This window comes from Gordonia mangrovi (assembly GCF_024734075.1).
Taxonomy (GTDB): Bacteria; Actinomycetota; Actinomycetes; order Mycobacteriales; family Mycobacteriaceae; genus Gordonia; species Gordonia mangrovi.
Map to the genome: position 1 here is coordinate 1,260,300 of NZ_CP102850.1, position 18,444 is coordinate 1,278,743.

The window sequence follows — 18,444 nt, forward strand, 5'->3', positions numbered from 1 at the left end:
GACCAGTGTGCCCGAACGCGCTGCCCGACACGGGCATCGATCCGGTCACCGCCGCAGCGAAATCGCGCGAACACCCGCGAACAGGTCTAGTTTCACTCTCATGACCGTCGGCGCGGATTCCGGCGCGACCGGTGCCGCCACCCCCGAACAAGCAGAGCTCAAACGCGTTCTCGGCCCGAAGCTGTTGCTGTTGTTCATCATCGGCGACATTCTGGGCACCGGCGTCTACGCGCTGACCGGTCAGGTGGCCGGCGAGGTCGGCGGCGCGGCCTGGCTACCGTTCCTGATCGCCTTCGCGGTCGCCACCCTCACCGCATTCTCTTACCTCGAACTGGTCACCAAGTATCCACAGGCCGCCGGCGCCGCGCTGTACGTGCACAAGGCCTTCGGAATCCACTTTCTGACCTTCATCGTGCTGTTCACGGTGATGTGTTCGGGCATCACGTCGGCCACCACGGCATCGCGTGCCTTCGCCGCGAACATGCTGACCGCATTCAGCGGCGGCGACGAGCCGGACTCCACCAGTCCCGCACTGCTGTTCTGCGCGATCGGGTTCCTGCTGCTGGTGATGTTCATCAACTTCCGCGGGGTGGCCGAGGGTGTCGGCACCAACGTGGTGCTGACTCTGGTGGAATTGTCCGGTCTGCTGCTGGTGATCTTCATCGGCTACTGGTTCATCGTCGGCGGCAACGCCGAGCACTGGGATGCGGTGGTGGCGTTCGACACCGCCGCGGACAAGAACGCCTTCATCGCCGTGTCCGCCGCGACGGCGCTGGCCTTCTTCGCCCTCGTCGGCTTCGAGGACTCGGTGAACATGGCCGAGGAGTGTAAGGAACCGACCCGCATCTTCCCGAAGGTCATGCTCACCGGGCTGGGCCTCACCGCGGTGGTCTACGTGCTGATCGCGATCGCGGCCGTCGCGATCGTCCCGGTCGGCGATCTCGCCGACAGTGACACGCCACTCGTCCAGGTGGTCGAGACCGCGGCGCCGGACTTCCCGATGACCGAGTTGGTGCCCTGGATCTCGATGTTCGCCGTCGCCAACACCGCGCTGATCAACATGATGATGGCCAGCCGCCTGCTCTACGGGATGGCCAAGCAGGGTGTGCTGCCGAAGTTCCTGGCCTACGTCCACCCGGGTCGTCGGACCCCGTTCGCGGCGATCATCTTCACCACGGTCATCGCGCTGTGTCTGCTCGTCTACGTCAGTTCCGACCCGGACAGCAACGTCGTCGGCCTCCTCGGCGGCACCACCGCGCTGCTGCTGTTGGCCGTGTTCACCGTGGTGAACGTGTCGGTGCTGGTCCTGCGGCGAGACAAGGTGGAACACAAGCACTTCCAGACCAACATCGTGTTCGCCATCCTGGGTGCGGTGACGTCGGGCGCGCTCACCCTGCCGTTCGCCCGCGCCGACAACGAGCAGTATGTGATCGCCGGTTGGCTGCTTCTACTCGGGGTGATCCTGTGGGCCGTCACCTACTGGTGGCACCGACGTCACCCGGTTGGCGGGAATCGTCACCTCGAAGACGTGAGGTGAGTTCCTCGGGCTGAGTGGGCGCGTTGGGAGGCGAGCTTGCGGGGCCGGCGCACCCATTCAATAGCGGCTCAGAGGTCGAGTTCGAGCTCTGCAGACCGTGAGCGCGAGACACAGACCAGCATCACCTGATTCGACCGGCGCTCTTCGTCGGTCAGCAACGAGTCACGATGGTCAGGGCAACCTCGCAGAACCGCGGTCTCGCAGGTGCCACAGATGCCGACTTCACACGAACTCGGCACGGCGACGCCTGCCTCACGCAATGCCTCCAGTACTGTCCGATCAGGCGCCACCGTCGTACTGACCTGTGATCGGGCCGCCGTCACCGTGAACTCGCCCTCGGCGGAGGTGGTCGCCTCCGTCGGCGATTCCGCGTGTGCGCTCTGCATCACAATCCCTCCGGCATTGCTCGGTCGCGTTACCCACCTCGAACCGTCGCGGCCCGCTGGCCAGCCTTCAAGGTACTCCGACATTCGATGATTTACTGTACTTCAATTCAAGTATCAACGGTAGATGTTTCTCAACACCTGGCGCGGTCCACGCCCAACGCCCCTCCTGCCGCCATCACCCGAGTCCGCGGGATCGGGTACCACATCCGATCGACCGGACATACCACCCTCTCACCACGATGAATCGTGTCGCGAACACCCTGAGGTCCCGCGAGGTTGCGCGGGAGTCAGACTTTTTTCAGTGTCAGGGGTCACACTTTCTAGAGAATCCGTGTAAGGTACTTACTTGATATACAGTCCACTTCCAACGATGGAGATGTGCAGATGAGGTTCCGCAGATTCGTTTCGGGCGTCGCCCTTGTGGCAGCGGCGACAACGATGGCCGCGTGTGGCGGCGATTCCGGCTCGGCCATGAACGAAGACGGCAACATCGAGGTGCAGATCGGTCGCGCCCCGGCGTTCCCCCAATTCCCGTTGTTCGTCGCCGAGGAGAAGGGATTCTTCACTGAGGGCGGCCTCGCACCCGAGTTCGTCGGCATCAAGAGCGGGCCCGAACAAACCGCTGCGCAGGTATCCGGCCAGCTCGACATCGTCGACAATGTGCCCAACAACCTCCTGCCGATCATCGACAAGGGGACCGACCTCAAGGCCTTCACTGCGGTCACCAAGGCCTCGCAGTTCGACATCATCGTCCGGTCGGACTACCCGATCACCGCAGCGCAAGGCGACTGGCAAGAAACGATGAAGCAGCTCGAAGGCGCCAAGGTCGGTGTCATCGCCCGCGGCACCGGAGCCGAGGACATGGCACGCACCCTGTTCCAGGAGGCCGGCGTCGATCCCGAGCGCCAGACCTACATCGCCACCGGCCTGCCCGCCACGACCATGGCCGCGATGCAGAACGGCCAGATCGATATGGCGATGACCATCGAGCCCGGCATCACGCAGGCGACCCAGAACGGACTCGCCAAGGCGCCGTTCTCGCTGCGTGACGGCGAGGGACCGGAAAGCCTCATGTGGCCGGGCGTCATCGGCACGGTGACCGCCGAGTACGCCGAAGCCAACCCCGACGTGCTCAACCGGTATGTCGACGTCATGACGACCACCTTCGACTGGATGAAGGATCCCGCCAACCGCGATGAGGTCATCGAGCTGCTGCAGAGCTCGCTCTCGGTCCCCACTGACACCGCTGATGCGTTGTACGACAACAGCATGGACAACTTCGCAGACCAGGTGCCCCTCACCGATGAGGACATCTCGGAACTGACGACGGCCGCGCAGTGGGTCAAGAGCACCGGCGACGTCTCCAAGGATTACACCGGCGAGGACTTCACCATTCGAGTGGACACGGCAGGGAGTGAGGGCCAGTGACAGGCGAGCGCACCGACACACACCCCGACGTAACCCACGACGTCCGGGAGCTGGTGCACCAGGTCTTCGAGGCATGGAGCAGCGAGGACCCGGAACTGGTGGCCGCGCGATTCCACCCGGACGCGACCTTCTTCGACAGTGTCAACGGCCAGTTCGAGGGCCGTGAGGCCATCAAGGCGTTCTACGCACGCAGCCTCGACGCATGGGATGATCAGCGTAGCCGCGCCACCCGAGTCTGGGTCGACGGCGACACTGCGGCATGCACCTGGACCATGACCGGACGCATGAAGGGCTCGAAGTTCGGCGACAAGCTGGCCGGACGGAAAGCACGCATCGACGGGATGGCCTGGATCTCGTTCCGCGACGGACTCGTGGTCCACGACGAGGAGTACTTCGATCGACAAGCTCCGATGGCGTCGCTGGAGGGCCAAGGATTTGTCCTCCCCCGTCATGGTGAGTGACACCCAACGCTGGCCCAAGTGGGTTTATCGTGACAGCGACGAACCCGATTACCGGTTCACCCTGGCCAATGAGCGGACATTTCTCGCGTGGATTCGCACCGCGCTGGCGATGGTCGCGGCCGGGGTGGCCGTGAACGCCTTCGACCTGGGCATCCCACGGGCCGTTCAGCACCTGATGGCCGCAGCGCTGGTGTTTCTCGGCATCCTGTGCGCCGGGGCGTCGTGGTCCCGATGGGCTCGGGCCGAGTACGCACTGCGACGCGGCCGGCCGCTGCCGGCCTCGTGGACGTCAGCGATACTGGCGGCCGCGATCGTCGTGCTCGGCCTGATCCTGCTCGTGGTGCTCTGAAGAGCGTGGACGACGAAGGCATGGCAGCCGACACCGGGGTCGCCGACGAACGGACCTCGTTGTCCTGGCAACGCACGGCCCTGGCGGTCATGGCCGGCGGGGCGATCATGTGCCGCCTCATGGTCGACAACTGGGGCATCTGGTCGGTGGTCCCGCTGGTTGCGGGCCTCGGACTGGGTGGTTGGTCGTTCGCCGAGGCGCGACTGCGCCACCCTCGTCAGCGCAGTCGTGGCGGTAGGGCCGCGCTGCTGGTCGCCCTCGCCGTGGCCGTCCTCGGATTGTGCGAGGCGATCGCACTGGTCACCGGAACCTGATGTCGCCGGGCTGAACAGCCGTTCGACAAACCAGACCACACGACCACAGCAGTGGGCCCGGACACCGATCGGGTGTCCGGGCCCCTGTCGTCGACCTCGTCGTCAGTGCTGAGATGTCCCACCGTCGATCGAGATCGCCTGCCCCGTGATGCCCGACGCAGCATCCGAGGCGAGGAACACGGCAGCGGCGGCCACCTCCTCGGGTAGCACCGGCCGCTTGATGGCCGCCTCGCGGCTGTAGCTCGCCACCACCTCGTCGACGCCGGACATGCCCTGCCCCTTGCCGGCACGATCGTTGACCTGGTCGGTCACCACCAGACCGGGGCACAAAGAGTTGACGGTGACACCCTCGGTACCGACCTCTTGGGAGACCGACCGGGTCAGGGTGGTGATGGCCGCCTTGTTCGCGGCGTACCCGCCGATCCCGGGCCGACCACGCTTGCCCTCGACCGAGGACATGCACAGAATGCGTCCCGACCGCTGTTCGAGCATGTACTTGAGGGACCGCCGGATCCCACGGAAGGTATGTGTGAGATTCAGATTCAGCTCGAGTTCCCACTCGTCGTCATCCATCACCGCGATCTGGCTCGACTTCCCGACGCCGCCGGCGTTGAGCACGGTGATGTCCAGGCGCCCCTGCCACGCCTGCGCCGCGTCGATCAGCCGGTCCAGGTCGGCGCGGCTGGTCACGTCGGCGGAGACGAAGCGTGCCCGGTCGCCTGCGCCGAGCTCGGCCAGCGCCTTCTCGCCAGATTCGGCACTGCGGCCGCTGATCACCACCAGCGCGCCCTCGTCCAGGAATGCTCGGGCGATCGCCTTGCCGATTCCGGCCGTTCCGCCGGTGATCACCGCCACCTTGTCTTGCAGCACACTCGTCACGTAGTCCTCCGTCGTTCGTTGTATCTGAATTCGTTGTGGGTGAACGTTATTCGAGCGCCAGGCCGATCGCCACGGCCTCGTCGAGGCGGTTGGCGGGTGCATCCGGCGCGAGTTCGCCGGGTTCATAGCGCACCGCGTGCAGCGCCCCGGTGAATGGGAATGTGCCCTTGCGTCTGCTCAGCTCCCAGTCGACGGGCGAACGGGTGTCCTTCCCGACGTCGATCCCGTTGAACGGCAAGAAGCCGGCGAACTGACGCACACCCTGCAGACAGTCACGGACGATACCGTCGACCACCAGGGCGACGTTCCACACGCCGCCGCCGGGCGCGTTCACGTCGATCACCACGTCGCGACCCTCGAGCCGGGTGGCGACCTTCCGCATCTCCCCACAGTTGTTGTGCACGAAATGGATCAAGTCGTTTTCCACATACACGAGGTACCCGGACTCCTGTCCGCCGTGCGCGACCAGGACGCCTTCGTCCCCAGGACGCGGGTCCCAGTCGGGCACGATCCGGAAGGAACGTCCGGCGATCAGCCGCGCAGAACGCCACCGTTCGAGAGTCGGTGTGCCGCGGCGGATCGAGAGCGGCTCGGAGTAGACCTCCTCACCATCGGGCCGGTACAGGTACTTGACCCGAGCGCCCTCATCGAGCGGATAGACCTGGTTGTCCCATGCCTCCTGCTCCCACAGACGCACCAACTGCTCGAGGCGCTCCGGCTCGGCGGCTGCCAGATCGTTGGTCTGCGTGGGATCGGCAGCGAGGTCGTAGAGCTGCCAGTTGTCCTGCGCGAACGGCGTCTTGGCGGTGTGGATGGTGAGTGCCTCCCATCCACCGTCGAAGATGGCCCGATTGCCCATGCACTCATAGTGCTGGCGGGTGTGCTCCGAGGGCGTTTCGGGGTCCTCGATCACCGAGCGCAGGCTGACCCCGTGCATCGGATCAGCGGCCAACCCGTGGCGATCCGGCACGGGGGCCAGACCGATCCAGTCGATGAGCGTCGGCAGCAGGTCGGTGACATGGGAGTACTGCCAGCGCACGGGTTCTGCGCGCGGCGCGAGTCGCTGCGGCCAGGACACGATCATCGGCACCTGGTGACCGCCGGCGACCGTGGAGACCTTGTACAGCCGGAAGGGAGTGTTACACGCCATCGCCCAGCCGCGGGGATAGTGCGGCCAGGTGGTGGGGCCACCGATCTCGTCGATGCGCTCCAGGGATTCGGCGATGACCTTGGCATCCACGTCGCGGGTCTGGCTGCCACCGTCACGGAAGTAGGCGGTGGTACCACTCGCCTTGCCTTCGCGAGAGGCGCCGTTGTCGCTGGTCAGCACAATGATCGTGTTGTCCAGCTCACCCAGTTCGGCCAGGGTTTCCCGAAGCCGACCGAGACTCTGGTCAACGGACTCGACCATCGCGGCATAGACCTCCATGTACCGCGGGTAGAGCGCTTTCTCATCGTCGGACAACGACTCCCACGCACGTACGTCCTCACCGGGTTCGCTGTTGCGCGGCGGCAGCACGGTGTCCTCGCCCACGATGCCGAGTTCCTTCTGCCGCTCGAATCTGCGGGCGCGCAGGGCATCCCATCCGTCGTCGTAGTTGCCACGGTGCCGGGCGATGTCGTCGGCCTTGGCGTGCAATGGCGCGTGCACCGCACCGTGCGAGTAGTAGAGGAAGAAAGGTTTGTCCGGATTCGCGGTCTTGGTCTCGCGGATCATCCGGACAGCGCGGTCGGTGAGATCGTCGGTGAGGTAATAGTCGTCGTCGAACTGATCGGTGTCCACGACAGTGTTGCCCTCATACAGCCGGTGAGGCTGGTGGAAGTTGGTCAACGCCTCGAGAAAGCCGTAGAACTGGTCGAATCCACGCTGCAGTGGCCACGAATGTCGGCTACCGGCCTCGGACATGTCCTGTTCCTTGCACAGATGCCATTTGCCCACCATGAAGGTGGAGTACCCGTTGTCTCGCAGGGTCTCGGCCATGGTCGGCTGATTCGCCGGCAATTCGGACGCATAGCCGGGGAATCCTGGGTCGACGTGTGCGACGAAGCCGACGCCTGCCGCATGTGCATTGCGACCGGTCATCAGCGCAGCGCGGGTGGGCGAACACATCGGCGTGCTGTGGAAGTTGGCAAACCGAATGCCTCGCTCGGCGGTGGCGTCGGCATGCGGGGTGGGTATCTCGGAGCCGTAGCAGGCCAGGTCGGAGAACCCCATGTCATCGACGAGCATCACGATGACATTGGGCGCACCTTCCGGCGCCGTCGGTCGCTGCGGCCACCAAGGTGACGACGACGCGAAGGTCGGTCCGACCTCTCCCTGGAATCCACGGTATGCCGAGGGATCTCGGTCTGACACGGGGTTCATTCCTTTCTCCGGATCATGGGACTTCACGAGCCGCACCGTCTGTCCCACACGTGTGTCTTCACACCGACTGCAAGACGTCGCGCGGATGACCGAAGTGGTCGACGGCCGCGGCAGCCCGTGTCGCCATCACTCGAGCAAGCTCACGAGTGCGTTCATCGGAGGTGTCGGCGAGCACGAACAGCGACGACGCCACGGCGAAGGTGAGCGGCATCGCCAATGCGATCTGATCACGCAACGCCGTGGTGTCCATCTCGACGCCATGGCAGGCGAGCCTGTTGCGGTATGCGGTGAGTAGTTCACCGCCGCGCACCTCGAGTTCGGTGGCCGAGATGTTCTGTGCAAGGAAATAGGCGACGTCGATCACCGCCGCCCCTCGCGACACGCTCTGCCAGTCCAGGATCACTGCCGGCGACTCGGGGTCCACGAACAGCACGTTGTCGAGTCGGACGTCACCATGCAGCAGGGTCTGCGGAGCGTTCGCCAGTGCCGCGAACGCGTCCGGCAGCAGGTCGGCCATGTCCGCGCCGGCCTCGTGACAGCCGTTCGGCAACACATCGGCAAGCGATGCCGTCAGGCGTGGCCAGCCCTCGCGCAGGATTCGGGTGAGGTTGGCGACGCGGTGTGCGTCGGTGTGTCTGGTCGCCCAGGTCATCGACGCCAATTCGTCGGACTCCCACCACATGGCGTGGAAATCGGCGAGTTGCTCCAGAATCCCCACCGCGAGGGCGGGTTCGAGACCGTCGAGCTGATCGATTTCGGTGGCACCACCGAGGTCCTCGAGCACGAGGACGAACCCTTCACCCGCGGCGTATCCGGCGGCATGACATCCGGGGACCCGCATCGGGATGCGTGGCGCGATCTCCTGGAAGAAGAGCACTTCCCGCTCGTAGAGACCCCCGCGATCGGCGGTCTGTCGGGCTTCTTCCTGCGTGGCGGGCAGTTTCACCACCACAGAACGGGGCAGGTCGGCCGGCTCGTCGCCGACGACCCGAATCCGGAAGGCGGAACCCATGTGGCCCCGCCCCTCCCCGATCCGGCTCACCTCGACCTCGGGGGTCCGCGCCCCGCTGGATCCGAGCGTGGTGGCGAGCCAGCTCCCGGTGAGCTCATCCGAGCCGGTCGGGAACGGTCTCGCCACCGGTCGCGGCGTCCGAGAGGTCACACCGACACCGTCTTGCCGCCCGACTCCATGGTCCGCCAGCGCAAGAGCCGGCGCTCCACGGCGGTCACCACGAAGTTGATCAGGACCGCCAGCGTCGCGAGGACGATCAGTAGGGCAAATGCCGTGCTCATGTCGAACTGATTGGTAGCGGTGATCAGTGCCTGCCCCAAACCCTCTCGGGCGGCGATGAATTCACCCATGACCACAGCCAGCAGCGAGTAGACCGCGGCGAGTCGGAAAGCGCCGAAGACCGGAGCCATGATGCCCGGCAGGACCACCATGCGGAACTTCTGTAGTTCGGTGGCGCCCATCGTGGTCGCCACGGTGTTGAGGTCGGGCGATACCTGCGACACGGCCGCCTGGGTGGGTACCTGGACGATGAAGAAGACGATGACTGCTGCCAGCACGACCTTCGACGACGGGCCGACGCCGAACCAGAGGATGAAGAACGGCGCGAGTGCGATCTTCGGGGTGGCATTGGCGAAGGTCAGGTAGGGGTCGAAAATCGGGGCCATCCGAGTCCAGCGACCCATGATGAGACCGACGACGAGACCGGCCGAACAACCGATGATCCAGCCGAAGAGGGTCTCCTGCATGGTGATCCGCATCGAGTTCCAGAACTCTTCCTGGCCGAACAGTTCGATCAGACGGTTCCACGTCTCCATCGGGGTGGCCGTGTACATGCGCGGCATCCACTCGGCCTCCACGGCCCAGTACCAGATCGCGATCAGCGCGACGAAGATGCCGAGTTGCCCGGCGAGTACCGGCCAGTCGAAATTGATCGATCGCTTCTTGCGCGGCGGCTGCTGTTGCGTGGTGCCGGCTTTCGCGGCCGGCTTGTCGTCGTCGGGAGACACCGGCGGCGGGAGCGTGGCGTGGCGCTCAGTTGAACTCATGGCGAAGCTCCTCCCAGAGCGTGCGCTCGATTTCCTCGAGCCGTGGGTCGAACAGTTGCTCTTGCGGGTTGCGGGGACGCTCGACATCGACCATCATGTCGAGCTTGATCTTGGCCGGTCGCTGGGTCATGACGATGACGCGGTCGGCCATCATGACGGCCTCCGAGAGGTCGTGGGTCACGAAAAGCACCGTCTTGCCGCTGCCCTCCCAGATGCGCATGAAGTCGGTCTGCACTCGTACCCGCGTCTGCGCGTCGAGTGCGCCGAAAGGCTCGTCCATCAGCCACAGGTCGGGATCGATGGCGAGGGTGCGGGCGATGGCCACGCGCTGCTGCATACCGTGCGACATCTGTGACGGGAAGGCGTCGGCGAAGTGGTCGATCTTGAGGATCTCGAGCAGGTTCATCGAGCGCTCTTTGCGCTCCTTCGCGGGGATACCGCGGATCTCGAGTCCGAGTTCGACGTTCTTGCGGACCGTGCGCCACGGCGTGAGCGCCGATCGGGCCAGCATGTAGCCGATGTCGCGCGACGGGCCGGTGACGGGCTTGCCGTAGCGGCTGACGGTCCCGGCGCTGGGCGTCATCAGCCCGGCCAGCATGTTCAGCGCGGTGGTCTTGCCGCAACCGCTCGGCCCGACGAGAGCGACGAACTGTCCGGCGGGCACCTCGAGATCGATGTTGTCGACAGCCAGCATGCTGCCCTTGCCGGGAACGTCGAACGCCACACTGACGCCTTCGAGGTTCACCGAGGGCGCGCCGGAGTCCCGCTTCTGGGCGAGAGTCTCTCGTTCTTTGGAAATCAGGTTCATGTCGACATCAGCCGTCCCATGTTGTGCTGGTGCCCGCAAAGGGGCTTGGTCAGGTCGGTGGCATCTACCACGGGGCTGCGCCGCCTGTGACGGCACGCACACCATTTTCGCGGTATCAGACACCCGATGTCAAGCCATTCCGGGCTACTTTCTAGAAACTCACTACTACTAGCTGGAATATTCAAGTCGCCTTGAACAGCAGAAACCGCGACGATTACTGAATGTAGACATCAGAATCGCCGCGGTTGCTGGCCGAGTGGCACGCAGGCCGCACACGCCCACGTGCCACCCGGGGTTCAGGCGGGGGTGAGCCGGCGCGGCTCGGCCCCCAGGAGGGAGGAGACGGAATCCACAATGCGCTCCACGGACGGTATGACCGCGTCCTCGAGTACCCCTGCGTGCGGCAGCGGGAGATGCGGGGTGGTGATGCGCACTGTCGGGCCGTCGAGGTGGTCGAAGATCTCCTCGGTGACGATCGACACGACCTCCGCACCCCAGCCGCACAGCCGCGGGTTCTCCTCGACGGTGAACAAGCAGCCGGTCTTGCGCACGCTGTCCAAGATCGTTGTCATGTCCAGCGGCACCAGCGAACGGACGTCGATCACCTCGACGTCAAAGCCCTGCTGCGCCAGATCATCGGCCGCTGCCAGCGCCCGCCCGACCATCATCCCGACCGCGACGATAGTGGCGTCGCGGCCCTCACGGAGCACCTTGGCCACACCGAGCTCGTCGACGATTTCGCCGTCGGGCACCTCGCCCTTGCTCGCGAGCAGACCCTTGTGCTCGATGAACATCACCGGGTCCGGGTCACGCACCGCGGCCGCGAACAGTCCGATCAGATCGCGCGGCGTCGACGGCGCCACCACCTTGAGACCCGGGATCATCATCATCCAGTTCTCCACCGACTGCGAATGCTGTGCGCCGAAACGCAACCCGCCGCCGGAGCCGAAGCGGATGACCAGCGGCAGGTTCATCTGCCCGTCGGTCATGTACCGGGCCTTCGCGATCTGGTTGGCCACGATGTCCTGGGTCACCAGAACGAAGTCGGCGAACATGATCTCGGCGATCGGTCGCAGACCCGAGGACGCCGCACCCATCGCCGCACCGATGATCGCCTGTTCGGAGATCGGGGTGTCCATCACGCGTTCGGGGCCGAACTCGTCGAGCAACCCGCCGGTCGTCTTGAAGACGCCACCGGCCTTGGCCACGTCCTCACCGATCAGGAACACGCGGTCGTCGTTGCGCATCTCTTGCGCGATCGCACGCCCGACCGCTGATCGATATGTCATCTCCGCCATGCCGAACCTCCGTCTGCCCACACGTTCTTGTCGACCCCGTCCACCGACGGCAGCGGCGATTCGACCGCGAAGGTGGCTGCCTTGTCGGCCATCTCGCGCGCCTGCTGCTCCATCGCGTCCAGTTCGTCCGCACCGACCCCGGCGTCGCGCAGTCGCTCGCGGTAAGCCGGGATGGGGTCGCGGCCCTTCCACTCCTCGACCTCGTCGGCCGGGCGGTACTTACCCGGGTCGGAACTGGCATGTCCCAGATGCCGATAGGTGATCGCCTCGATCAACGACGGGCCCGCGCCCGAGCGCGCCCGCGCGATGGCCGCGTCTGCCGCGGCGTACATCACGTCCGCATCGTTGCCGTCGACGACGATGGCGTCGAGCCCGTAGGCTGCCGCACGGTCGGCAGCGGGCCGAGGCACCGCGGTCACCTCGCTGATCGCGGTGTACTCCATGTAATGGTTGTTCTCGCACACGTACACCACCGGCAGCGACCACGTCGCCGCCAGGTTGAGCGCCTCATGGAAGGCGCCGATGTTGGTCGCCCCGTCACCGAAGAAGCACACGGTGACGTCGTCTGTGCCCCGGTATTTGGCCGCCAGCGCCGTCCCGGCGGCGATGGGCAGGTGCGCACCCACGATGGCGTAGGAACCCATCATCCCGTGCTCGACGCTCGTCAGGTGCATGGATCCGCCCTTGCCGCCGTTGATGCCGGTGGCTCGCCCGAGCAGTTCGGCCATCGTGGCATCCGCCGGCACCCCACGGGCCAGCGTGTGCGCGTGACCGCGGTAGGTCGCGTAGGTGGAATCGCCGGGGCGCATGAGTGTGCCGAAGGCAGCCGCGATCGCCTCCATGCCGATCGACGAGTGCCCGGGACCGGTGGCACCGCGATGGAAGAGCCGGGTCCAGGCCTCCTCGAAGTAGCGGATCTCCAACATCATCCGATGCATCGCCAACCGGTCGTCGTGCGGCGGTGCGCCGTCGCCGGACGTGCCGGTGACACCGGGGTTGGTGAGCGTGTCTGTCATGTCGTCCTCACTCGTGGAACTGGAGCGACTGCGGCCCCAGGTACTCGTGCAAACCGTGTCGACCGAGTTCGCGGCCGTATCCGGACTGTTTGAACCCGCCAAAGGGGGCGGCCGCATTGAAAGAGGCGCCATTGATCGCGACCTGACCGGTCCGCAGTCGCCGTGCCACCGAGACCGCCCGGTCCCGATCACGCGACCACACGCCTCCGGACAGGCCATACGGCGAGTCGTTGGCGACCGCGACGGCCGCGTCGTCGTCGTCCACGGTGTGGATGACGAGCACCGGACCGAAGATCTCCTCCTGCGCGATCACCGCCGACGGATCGACGTCGCCGAAGACCGTGGGCATCACGTAGTGGCCCCCGGCGAGATGCTCCGGAACGTCGAGGCCACCCACCAGCAGCCGACCTTCCCCGGAGATCCCGCGCGAGATGTAGCCCTCGACGCTGCGCCGCTGTGCATCACTGACCATCGGCCCCACCGTGGCGGCCGGATCGCGCGGATCGCCGACGACCTGGGTACCGACCTCGGCCACGATCCGCTCCTCGACCTCCGCCTTGAGACGTCGCGGCACCACCAATCGGGTGAGCGCCGCACAGGTCTGTCCGTTGTTCATCAGGAAGTAGCGCACGGCACTCGGGATCGCCTTGTCGAGATCCGCGTCGTCGAGGAGCACATTGGCGGACTTACCGCCGAGTTCGAGCGCGACCTTCTTGACAGTCCGCGCGGCGGTCGCCGCGATTGTCGATCCTGCCCCGGTCGATCCGGTGAAGCTCACCATGTCGACTGACGGATGATCACACAGGACCTCGCCCAGCGCCCGCCCGCTGCCCTGCACGACATTGAGCACCCCGGGTGGCAGACCGGCCTTCTCGAGTTCGTCGACGAGGTCGTATGCGGTCAGCGGCGCCAACTGCGGAGGTTTGAGCACGACGGTGCACCCGGCTGCCAGCGCGGGCGCGATCTTGCCCATCGCCTGGTACAGCGGGTAGTTCCACGGGGTGATGGCGGCCACGACGCCGACAGGCCGACCCAGTACCCGCGAGGTTCCGATGACCTCTTCGCGGTCGACCTCGTCGATCACGTCGAGTGTCGAGTCCAGCACCCGTACGGGCAGACCCGCCTGCACACGCTCGGCGAACGACATCACGCTGCCGACCTCGGCAGCCGTCGTCGTCGCGATGTCGCCACTACGGGCCCGCAGACCGGCGGTGAGCTTCTCCAGTATCGAGCGTCGCTCGGACAGCGGAGTCTGCGACCACTGCTCGAACGCCAGCTCGGCGGCCTGCACGGCGGCTACGGCCTGCTGCTGCGAGGCCATCTCGATGCTGCCGACCGGCGCACCGGTGGCCGAATCGGTCACGGTGGTCGTGTCGTCGCCGTGGTGCCAGGTGCCGTCGATGTAGGCGGCCGGGCGCAGATCGACGCCGTCGATCTGTTCGATGGTCTCAGCGCTCACCGGTGGCCTCCACAACTCGACTGGTGCGATGGTGATTCTTCGGGCGTGGCCGCGACATCCAGATGCACAGTTCCGGGTCGGCTTCGAACAGCGGTCCCTCGAGATGCTCACCGTTGGCCGTGAACCGCCCCCACCGCGACCCCATGGTGACGACCACGGTGTGCGAGTCGGGGTCGAACACGTAGGCGGCACGAGGGTTCCACGGATTTCGGATGGCGCCCTGGACGATCTCGTCGCCGGCCATCTCCTGATACGTCCTGCGATTCGCGCTCACGAGCCGTCTCCCTGTTCAGCGTTCTCGACCCAGTCGGTGAGCAGGTCGTGACGCCAGGCGATCATCGACTCCTGGTAGGTGGTCAACAGCGCGGTGGACCGACGGGTCGTCATCAGTCCCCGCTGAACTGCCTCCATGTTGAAGCAGTCCTGGTCCATCACCATCGCCAGAGTCGAAAGCTCCGGGGCCTTCTCGGCGGCCGACTCGTCGAAACCGACCCAGGTGCACTCGGCGGTCTTGGGACGCTCGCCTCGATAGGGTGTGAGGAACATGACCTCGAAGATGCACTCGTCGTGGCGGTCTCCGTTGGGCCGGAAGCGGTACACGATCCGGTTGTAGCCACCCCACGGATGGAAATTAGGGTAGATCGCGTAGTTCCAGTGATCGATCAGCTCGGCGTCGGACACGTCGTCGGCCTCGTCCCCGATCGCCGCACGCCACCGCTCCCGAGCTGCCCCCGACATGCTGCCGCGGGCAGTTGAATCCTGCTGGAACGGGATCGGCAGTGCCTCGCCCTCACGGATGTCAAGCATGCGCTTGACGATGTCGACGTCCTCCACGTCAACGGGCAGGTCCTCCACCGGCGTGCCGGACGGACTGATCTGGCGGGCGTAGTTGCCGTACACGTCGACCGCGGCGTTGATGTCGCCGACATACGGTGACGACTGCGGATGGGTGGCACCGAGGTGTAGGCCTTCGTCAAAGGCCTCTTGGGCGACCTTCCAGTTGCAGCGCAGCAGTTTTGCCACATGCGCCTCGAGATAGCGCTGCTCGAAGTTCCAGCGTGCGAAGTGATCGGGCAGGTCACCGAGGAAGTCCTCGAGTGGCTCGGCATCCGGATCGGGGTTGATGAAGACGAATCCGCCCCATGTGCCGACCTTGGCCTCCGGCAGCGCCCACTTCGGGCTGTCGAGTTCCACCTCCGGGAGTTCGCCGGCGGCCGGGATGAAGCGCAGCGAGCCGTCCAGTCGCCAGGTGAAACCATGAAAGCTGCAACGGAACTCGCTGCAACGGCCGTCATAGTCCTTCAGGGTTCGGCCGCGATGCAGGCAGGCGTTCACATACGCCTTGATGCCGTCCCGCGAACGCACCACGATGTAGCTCTCCCCGACGATGTCGTAGACGATATAGCTACCGACCTCGGGCAGATGCTCCTCGCGGCAGGCCATCTGCCACACCTTGCGCCAGAGATGCTTCTTCTCCGCCTCATGCCACTCCCGAGACGTGTAGCGATCCAACGGCACCTCGGTGCTGCGCGGGGTGTAGTGATGCGCCTCGCGCAAGTACTCCGGCAGGGCGATCGCATCCTGGTGGACCAGGTCGTACCACGGCACCGCCTTGTTCGCCTCACCGGACTGCGGCTGCGCGGTCTCGATGTCGCGGTTGTGTGTGGTGGTCATCGCAATTCCTCCATCGGGTCGATCGGCGGTCAGCGGAGCTGTCCGACGATCTCGGTGAGCCGGTTCAGGAAACGCAGGTGTACAGCGGTTCCGATGGCCAGCAGGTTGGGTGTGGTGATGACACCCTCGTTGAAGATGCGTAGGGCGGTGAGGTTCACGCAGGCGCCCTTGAACTGGTTGAAGCCCTCCCAGGCCAACCAGTCCTCGTCGTCGAACGTCACGCCGGCATGCTCGGTGAAGATCGAGCGCCAGGTGGCGGCGTCGTGCATGCGACGGGCGCGGATGGCACCGAAGTAGGTCCAGTCCTCGGCGGCGTCACCGTAATGGGCCAGTTCCCAGTCGGTGAGCGCGGTAATCTCACCGTCGACGTGCAGGAAGTTGCCCGGCCCGGGATCACCGTGCACGAGCACCACTGGGCCGGTCGGCCGCAGGTTGACTCGCAACCACTCCGCACACTCCTCGAGTAGCGGGATCCGGTGCTCCACGGAGTCGCGGTAGATGCCCAGCCAGTGGTCGATCATCGCGGAGATGGCCGCCTCCCCCGACTCGGGGACCGGGCCGAGACCGGCAGTCGCCACGACGGGGTCGAGCTGGTGCAGTTCGTGCAGTTTCGCGACATAGGTGTCGATCACCGCCGGATCCTCGACGACGGGCGTACCGGGCACGCGGTCCATCACGAAGAAGGGCTGCCCCAGCACGGATTCGTCGGTCTCGATCCAGCGCACATTCGGCGCGGGATAACCGGCCTCGGATACCTCTTTCATCACCCGGGCCTCGGAAGTGCCCTCGGTGCCGAACATGCCGCCCTGTTCGATCCGGACGATCAGTTCGAGCACCTCGCTGCTCGTCGTCACCTTGGCATTGAGCATCCGTCGTGAGTGCCCCCCGACCATCACGGACAGGCCCAGGTCGACAGGTTCGCCGATCTTGGCCGCGAACCACGTTGTGAGAGCACCGAGTTCGGGCACCTCGACCGCGTCCTCGGAGGCCTCCACGGGCGCATGTCCCGAGAAGGTCTCCAGCAGCGGGGCGGCGTCGGCGATGTCGACGGCAAGCCGGTCGAGCAGGTGCTTGCGGACGGCGGTGACGTCGGTCGACGAGCCGTTGGCGGTGACGTTCTCGACCAGCAGATCCGCCGCCCGACTCAACAGCTCGGCCTCCTCGGCGTCGGGCATGCCGAGAGTGTCGGCGAGCCCGCTGTCACGCTCGGCGGAGTCGGCTTCACGGGCGAGCACGTAGCGGGCCACACCGGTCAGCTGGCGGGCGTTGTCGCGTTCGATACCGGGTCCGAGGACGGGGATGATCTGGTCCTCGAGTGTCGCCTGCACCGAACGCCACAGGGCGACGTCGTGATTGGACTGCGAGCGGCTCATGCCATCGCCCCCAGCCGGCGCACGATCTCTTCCTCGTACTGCAGGTCGAAACCCTTGCCCCACAGCGGGTCTGCCAGATTCGAGGCTTCACCGGCCAGCGGGCTGCTCAGGAACCACTCGTAGGTCTGTTCGTGGCCGACCTGGAATCCACGCTCCGGCGGCACGCCGAGGACGTCCTCGATCTTCTGCGTCGACAGCACGCCGTGGTGGCGGGCGCGGAACAGTCGGCAGAACGCGGGCTTCTCCAGCTCGTCGAGCATGTCATCGGGAACGTGGATGACCTCGGGCGTCACGCCGACGATCTCGGCGAGAGTCTGAACGTAGGCGGCGGCGGTGATCCCGGAGCCGGTCACGTTGAAGATCTCCCCGACCGCGGCGTCGGCGGTGGCCATCGCACGCAGCGCACCGACGAAGTCGTCGACATGGCCGAACGAACCGGTGACCAACCCACCGTGCGGCAGCAACACGGGCAGGTTGTTGCGCAGACGCAGGAACATCGCCGACTCCATGTCGAAGATGTTGTTGTCGGGACCGTAGATGGCCGCCGGCCGCGCGATCGTGGCCGGCAGGCCGTTGGCGCGGTGACGCTCGAGCAGCAGGTTCTCCGCAAAGACCTTGAAGCCACCGTAGGTGGTCGGCGGTTCGTCACGCTGCGCGAAGTCCTCGGTCCAGGGAAACAGACCCGCCTGCGCATACGCCATCACCGAGGAGACGTAGACGTAACGCCCGACGTTGCCCTCGAGGATGTCGACGAGGCCGGTGAAGTTCTCGGCATCGGTGGCCATGATGTAACCGGAGACGTCGTAGACGACGTCCCATTTGGTACCGGCCAGCGCAGTGCGCATCGACGCGATGTCGCGGCGGTCCGCAGTCAGGGTGCGCACACCCGCCGGGGCCGGAGCCGACTTCCCCCGGTTGAGGATGGTGACGTCGTCGCCGTCCGCGAGCAACCGCTGGACCAGGCGACCCCCCACGAAGCTCGAGCCTCCGAGTACCAGTGCACGCATGCCGTACCCCTTCGCTTTCTGTGTTCTGGGCA

At 65.7% G+C, this 18,444-nt stretch carries 18 protein-coding genes; 5 read left to right on the top strand and 13 right to left on the bottom strand.

The annotated features are described in order from the left end of the window. Positions 1-100: 100 nt before the first annotated feature. Positions 101-1,537 carry an APC family permease gene (locus tag NWF22_RS05830; protein WP_160900202.1) on the top strand — a complete coding sequence of 479 codons (1,437 nt, stop codon included), beginning with the start codon at positions 101-103 and terminating at the stop codon, positions 1,535-1,537. Between the two features lie 68 nt (positions 1,538-1,605). Here NWF22_RS05830 and NWF22_RS05835 read toward each other — a convergent pair whose 3' ends face one another. Further along, on the bottom strand, positions 1,606-1,923 hold the full coding sequence (locus NWF22_RS05835) for a 2Fe-2S iron-sulfur cluster-binding protein (RefSeq protein WP_373691981.1): 318 nt from the start codon (positions 1,921-1,923) through the stop codon (positions 1,606-1,608). Between the two features lie 384 nt (positions 1,924-2,307). On the opposite strand from NWF22_RS05835, the gene NWF22_RS05840 reads away from it, so the two are divergent. From NWF22_RS05840 to NWF22_RS05855, 4 genes are read left to right on the top strand one after another with little or no spacing between them, the layout of a single operon-like run. After that, positions 2,308-3,351, top strand: coding sequence for an ABC transporter substrate-binding protein (locus tag NWF22_RS05840; RefSeq protein WP_160900200.1), 1,044 nt, complete (start codon positions 2,308-2,310; stop codon positions 3,349-3,351). Next, positions 3,348-3,812: a nuclear transport factor 2 family protein gene (locus NWF22_RS05845; protein ID WP_160900199.1), complete on the top strand. Its 465-nt coding sequence runs from the start codon at positions 3,348-3,350 to the stop codon at positions 3,810-3,812. Before NWF22_RS05840 ends, NWF22_RS05845 begins: the two co-directional genes overlap by 4 nt. Further along, positions 3,802-4,161 (top strand): YidH family protein, encoded by a 360-nt coding sequence (locus NWF22_RS05850; protein WP_160900198.1) that lies wholly within the window; start codon positions 3,802-3,804, stop codon positions 4,159-4,161. Before NWF22_RS05845 ends, NWF22_RS05850 begins: the two co-directional genes overlap by 11 nt. Positions 4,162-4,181: 20 nt before the next feature. Then, on the top strand, positions 4,182-4,475 hold the full coding sequence (locus tag NWF22_RS05855; RefSeq protein ID WP_160900197.1) for a DUF202 domain-containing protein: 294 nt from the start codon (positions 4,182-4,184) through the stop codon (positions 4,473-4,475). Between the two features lie 102 nt (positions 4,476-4,577). Here the strand turns inward: NWF22_RS05855 and NWF22_RS05860 are convergent, their stop codons facing one another. From NWF22_RS05860 to NWF22_RS05915, 12 genes are all read right to left on the bottom strand, one after another. Beyond that, the gene (locus tag NWF22_RS05860) at positions 4,578-5,354 is read right to left on the bottom strand and encodes an SDR family NAD(P)-dependent oxidoreductase (protein WP_258321336.1); all 777 of its coding nucleotides are present in this window, start codon (positions 5,352-5,354) and stop codon (positions 4,578-4,580) included. A 46-nt stretch (positions 5,355-5,400) separates the two neighbouring features. Continuing rightward, a complete protein-coding gene (locus NWF22_RS05865; RefSeq protein ID WP_202398145.1) occupies positions 5,401-7,710 on the bottom strand; it encodes an arylsulfatase in 2,310 nt (769 codons plus the stop codon). A 67-nt stretch (positions 7,711-7,777) separates the two neighbouring features. After that, a complete protein-coding gene (locus NWF22_RS05870; protein ID WP_160900194.1) occupies positions 7,778-8,881 on the bottom strand; it encodes a phosphotransferase in 1,104 nt (367 codons plus the stop codon). After that, the gene (locus tag NWF22_RS05875) at positions 8,878-9,777 is read right to left on the bottom strand and encodes an ABC transporter permease (protein WP_160900193.1); all 900 of its coding nucleotides are present in this window, start codon (positions 9,775-9,777) and stop codon (positions 8,878-8,880) included. The genes NWF22_RS05870 and NWF22_RS05875 overlap by 4 nt, the downstream gene beginning before the upstream one ends. Next, positions 9,764-10,585 carry an ABC transporter ATP-binding protein gene (locus NWF22_RS05880; protein ID WP_160900192.1) on the bottom strand — a complete coding sequence of 274 codons (822 nt, stop codon included), beginning with the start codon at positions 10,583-10,585 and terminating at the stop codon, positions 9,764-9,766. The genes NWF22_RS05875 and NWF22_RS05880 overlap by 14 nt, the downstream gene beginning before the upstream one ends. Positions 10,586-10,881: 296 nt before the next feature. Continuing rightward, entirely contained in the window at positions 10,882-11,883 is a 1,002-nt protein-coding gene (locus NWF22_RS05885) for an alpha-ketoacid dehydrogenase subunit beta (protein ID WP_160900191.1), read from the bottom strand. Further along, positions 11,871-12,899 (bottom strand): thiamine pyrophosphate-dependent dehydrogenase E1 component subunit alpha, encoded by a 1,029-nt coding sequence (locus NWF22_RS05890; protein WP_160900190.1) that lies wholly within the window; start codon positions 12,897-12,899, stop codon positions 11,871-11,873. The genes NWF22_RS05885 and NWF22_RS05890 overlap by 13 nt, the downstream gene beginning before the upstream one ends. A gap of 7 nt (positions 12,900-12,906) precedes the next feature. Further along, the gene (locus NWF22_RS05895) at positions 12,907-14,358 is read right to left on the bottom strand and encodes an aldehyde dehydrogenase family protein (protein ID WP_258321337.1); all 1,452 of its coding nucleotides are present in this window, start codon (positions 14,356-14,358) and stop codon (positions 12,907-12,909) included. Next, complete coding sequence (locus NWF22_RS05900) at positions 14,348-14,632, bottom strand: VOC family protein (protein ID WP_160900189.1); 285 nt, start codon at positions 14,630-14,632, stop codon at positions 14,348-14,350. The genes NWF22_RS05895 and NWF22_RS05900 overlap by 11 nt, the downstream gene beginning before the upstream one ends. Next, positions 14,629-16,032, bottom strand: a complete 1,404-nt coding sequence (locus NWF22_RS05905; RefSeq protein WP_160900188.1) for an aromatic ring-hydroxylating oxygenase subunit alpha — start codon at positions 16,030-16,032, stop codon at positions 14,629-14,631. The genes NWF22_RS05900 and NWF22_RS05905 overlap by 4 nt, the downstream gene beginning before the upstream one ends. A gap of 29 nt (positions 16,033-16,061) precedes the next feature. Then, a complete protein-coding gene (locus tag NWF22_RS05910; protein WP_160900187.1) occupies positions 16,062-17,405 on the bottom strand; it encodes a phosphotransferase family protein in 1,344 nt (447 codons plus the stop codon). Then, positions 17,402-18,412, bottom strand: a complete 1,011-nt coding sequence (locus tag NWF22_RS05915) for an NAD-dependent epimerase/dehydratase family protein (protein ID WP_160900186.1) — start codon at positions 18,410-18,412, stop codon at positions 17,402-17,404. Before NWF22_RS05915 ends, NWF22_RS05910 begins: the two co-directional genes overlap by 4 nt. Positions 18,413-18,444: the final 32 nt, after the last annotated feature.

Coding starts and splice junctions, on each gene's coding strand:
- NWF22_RS05830 (WP_160900202.1), top strand. CDS start 101: ATGACCGTCGGCGCGGATTCCGGCGCGACCGGTGCCGCCACCCCCGAA.
- NWF22_RS05835 (WP_373691981.1), bottom strand. CDS start 1,923: ATGCAGAGCGCACACGCGGAATCGCCGACGGAGGCGACCACCTCCGCC.
- NWF22_RS05840 (WP_160900200.1), top strand. CDS start 2,308: ATGAGGTTCCGCAGATTCGTTTCGGGCGTCGCCCTTGTGGCAGCGGCG.
- NWF22_RS05850 (WP_160900198.1), top strand. CDS start 3,802: ATGGTGAGTGACACCCAACGCTGGCCCAAGTGGGTTTATCGTGACAGC.
- NWF22_RS05855 (WP_160900197.1), top strand. CDS start 4,182: ATGGCAGCCGACACCGGGGTCGCCGACGAACGGACCTCGTTGTCCTGG.
- NWF22_RS05875 (WP_160900193.1), bottom strand. CDS start 9,777: ATGAGTTCAACTGAGCGCCACGCCACGCTCCCGCCGCCGGTGTCTCCC.
- NWF22_RS05880 (WP_160900192.1), bottom strand. CDS start 10,585: ATGAACCTGATTTCCAAAGAACGAGAGACTCTCGCCCAGAAGCGGGAC.
- NWF22_RS05885 (WP_160900191.1), bottom strand. CDS start 11,883: ATGGCGGAGATGACATATCGATCAGCGGTCGGGCGTGCGATCGCGCAA.
- NWF22_RS05890 (WP_160900190.1), bottom strand. CDS start 12,899: ATGACAGACACGCTCACCAACCCCGGTGTCACCGGCACGTCCGGCGAC.
- NWF22_RS05905 (WP_160900188.1), bottom strand. CDS start 16,032: ATGACCACCACACACAACCGCGACATCGAGACCGCGCAGCCGCAGTCC.
- NWF22_RS05910 (WP_160900187.1), bottom strand. CDS start 17,405: ATGAGCCGCTCGCAGTCCAATCACGACGTCGCCCTGTGGCGTTCGGTG.
- NWF22_RS05915 (WP_160900186.1), bottom strand. CDS start 18,412: ATGCGTGCACTGGTACTCGGAGGCTCGAGCTTCGTGGGGGGTCGCCTG.